General features: G+C 71.9%; 3 protein-coding genes. All 3 read right to left on the bottom strand.

Features of this window, described 5'->3' with window-relative positions; translation table 11 throughout:
• On the bottom strand, positions 1 to 190 hold a 190-nt coding region (locus tag Q7W29_07295; GenBank protein ID MDO9171617.1), incomplete at its 3' end, for a dihydropteroate synthase.
• Positions 187 to 2,271 carry an ATP-dependent zinc metalloprotease FtsH gene (gene ftsH, locus Q7W29_07290; protein ID MDO9171616.1) on the bottom strand — a complete coding sequence of 695 codons (2,085 nt, stop codon included), beginning with the start codon at positions 2,269 to 2,271 and terminating at the stop codon, positions 187 to 189. The genes ftsH and Q7W29_07295, both read right to left, overlap by 4 nt.
• 48 nt (positions 2,272 to 2,319) lie before the next feature.
• Positions 2,320 to 2,991 (bottom strand): tRNA lysidine(34) synthetase TilS (gene tilS / locus Q7W29_07285; GenBank protein ID MDO9171615.1); only part of this gene is annotated, 672 nt, incomplete at its 5' end.

The raw sequence follows: 2,991 nt of genomic DNA, 5'->3' as shown, positions 1-2,991 counted from the left end.
CGAGATCGAGCAGGTCGGCGCCGGCGGCGACCAGGGCCTCGGCGCGCCGCGCCGCCGACTCGGCGTCGGCGGCGCGCGAGGCCGGGAAGAAGGAATCCGGGGTCAGGTTCAGCACCCCCATGACCAGGGGGCGGCGGCCGTAGTCCAGCGTCGCGCGGCCGAGTTCCCAGACGCGCGGCGCGGCGGTCACGACGGGGTCGTCCGGCCGTCCCCGGGGGAGTCTTCGGGCGAATCTCCGGGCGAGACTCCGGGCAAGTCATCGGGTGCGTTGCCGGTCGTCTCCCCGACGTCGGCGCCGGTCGCCGCCGTGCCGTCGCTGTCGTCGGCCGTCGTCGCCGACTCGTCGTACAGCACGGGTTCCAGCCGCGGCGGCGGCAGGGGGCGGCCCTGCATGATCATCTGGACCTCTTCGCGCGTCAGCGTCTCGCGGTCCAGCAGGGCGGCGGCCATGGTCTCGACCTTGTCGGTGTTCTCGCGCAGCAGCAGGCGCGTGCGCTCGAGCTGCTCGGAGACGATGCGCGAGATCTCGTCGTCGATCACCTGCAGCGTGCGCTCGCTGACGGTCTTGCGGCGGGCGAAGTCGCGGCCCAGGAAGACCTGCTCCTCGCCCTCCTCGAAGCAGATCGGGCCCAGGACGTCGCTCATGCCGACGCGGGTCACCATCTCGCGGGCCAGGCTGCTGACGGTGCGGATGTCGGCGTAGGCGCCGCTGGTGATCGAGCCGATGAAGGTCTCCTCGGCCACGCGCCCGCCCAGCGACACGCAGATGAAGTCGAGGTACTTGGCCCGGCTCATGTGGACGTCGTCCTTCTCGGGCAGCATCCAGGTGACGCCCAGGGTCCGGCCGCGCGGGATGATCGTGACCTTCTCGGTCTTCTGGGCGTGCTCGCAGAGCTCGGCGATGACGGCGTGGCCCGACTCGTGGTAGGCCGTGATCCGCTTGTCCTCGTCGGTGAGCACGCGGCTGCGGCGCTCCGGCCCGAGCATGACCTTCTCGCGGGCGTCCCAGAAGTCGTCCATCGTCACTTCCAGGTGGTTCTTGCGCGCGGCCAGCAGCGCGGCCTCGTTGACCAGGTTCGCGAGGTCGGCGCCGGCGAGCCCGGGCGAGCCGGCGGCGATCTTGCGCGGCGAGACGTCGGCCGCGGCCTTGATCTTCTTCATGTGGACCTTGAGGATCGCCTCGCGGCCCTGCAGGTCGGGCATGTCCACCACGATCTGGCGGTCGAAGCGGCCGGGCCGCATCAGGGCGGGGTCGAGCACGTCGGGGCGGTTGGTCGCGGCGACCAGGATCACGCCGTCGTTGCTCTCGAAGCCGTCCATCTCGACCAGCAGCTGGTTGAGGGTCTGCTCGCGCTCGTCGTGGCCGCCGCCGAGGCCGGCGCCGCGGTGGCGGCCGACGGCGTCGATCTCGTCGATGAAGATGATGCACGGGGCGTTCTTCTTGCCCTGCTCGAAGAGGTCGCGCACGCGCGAGGCGCCGACGCCCACGAACATCTCCACGAAGTCCGAGCCGCTCATGCTGAAGAACGGGACGCCCGCCTCGCCGGCCACCGCGCGCGCCAGCAGGGTCTTGCCGGTGCCCGGCGCGCCGACCAGCAGCGCGCCCTTGGGGATGCGGCCGCCGAGGCGCTGGAACTTCTTGGGCGTGCGCAGGAACTCGATGATCTCCTCCAGCTCGACCTTGGCCTCGTCGCAGCCGGCCACGTCGGCGAAGGTGATCGTCGGCTTGTCCATGTTGATGAGCTTGGCCTTGCTCTTGCCGAAGCTGAAGGCCTTGTTGCTGCCGCCCTGCATCTGGCGGATGAAGAACAGCCACAGCACCAGGATCACGATGAACGGCAGGTAGTAGGTGACGATGACCGTCAGCCAGCTGGTCTTGACCGTGTCGCCCTTGAGGTAGGCGCTGGGGTTGCGCTCGCGCACCCACTCCGGGAAAGCCGGGTCCTCGGCCAGCAGGACCAGCCGGAAGCGCTGCACCTCGGGCTCCGCGCCGGTCTGCAGCGCGATCTTGGTCTTCTGCACGAGGTCGCCCGTGACCGTCAGCTCGGTCTTGGTCAGCGAGCGGATGTTGCCCGCCTCGACCTGCTCCTTGAACGCGTTGTAGCTGATCTCGTAGATCTGCTCGCGGTCCAGGGACATCATCTGGAACGCCAGGAACACCAGCAGCAGCAGGAGCATCCAGAAGCCCACGGCCCGTCCCGGCATCGGGGGGCGTCGGACGCCGCCGGGGCCGTCCAGGGGCGACTTGTTCTCCTTCTTCTGGTTCGCCATGGGTCTCCATTCGCACAAAGTTCGCCGGCGCACGCGTATTGCCGGCGGTCATGGGAGGGCCGTGCCGCCCGTCTCTTCTCCTGCATATCGGACCAGGAGTGTAACCGCGTCGGCGGTGGTCGGCAACAGCCGGGTCCGCTCGTCCCGGACCAGTCCGACGACCCAGAGCGGACCCGCGTCGTCCTCGACGACCAGCGCCCGCGACCGTTCCGGCAGCGGCACGCGCAGTTGCTGCAACAGGTCGCCGACCTTGCGCCGGCCGGTCATCCCGAACGGGGCCAGCCGATCGCCGGGCCGCCACGGGCGGACGCGGGGGTCGCCGGACAGGGCGGAGCCCGGGCAGGTCAGCCGCCAGCCGCCCGCGGGCGGGGGAGCGCCCCCCGGCTCGGGATCGCGCGCCGCGGCTTCGCCGGGCGTGGCCGGCCGCACCGACAGCACGGCCACCGGGGCCGCGCCGTCGCCGACGGCCGCGGCGGGCGGGTCGAAGACGAGGCGGTCGAAGTCGCGCCGGGCGCGCCAGCCCCCGAGCAGGTCGACGGCCGCTCCGGAGCGGCTCGCGCGCAGCCAGTCCAGCAGGCGCGCGACGTGGGCGCGGTCCGGGTCGAGCCCGTATTCCCCGCGCAGGTGCCGGCGCAGCGCCCGCCCGGCCAGCGGCGCGGGCAGGGCCGCCAGCGCGTCGACCGGCAGCGAGCCGTCGCGCCGTCCCCGCCGCAACTCGCG

The organism is bacterium, from assembly GCA_030654305.1.
In the GTDB taxonomy this organism is placed as follows: Bacteria; Krumholzibacteriota; Krumholzibacteriia; order LZORAL124-64-63; family LZORAL124-64-63; genus PNOJ01.
This window is presented reverse-complemented; position numbering and strand designations above follow the sequence as displayed.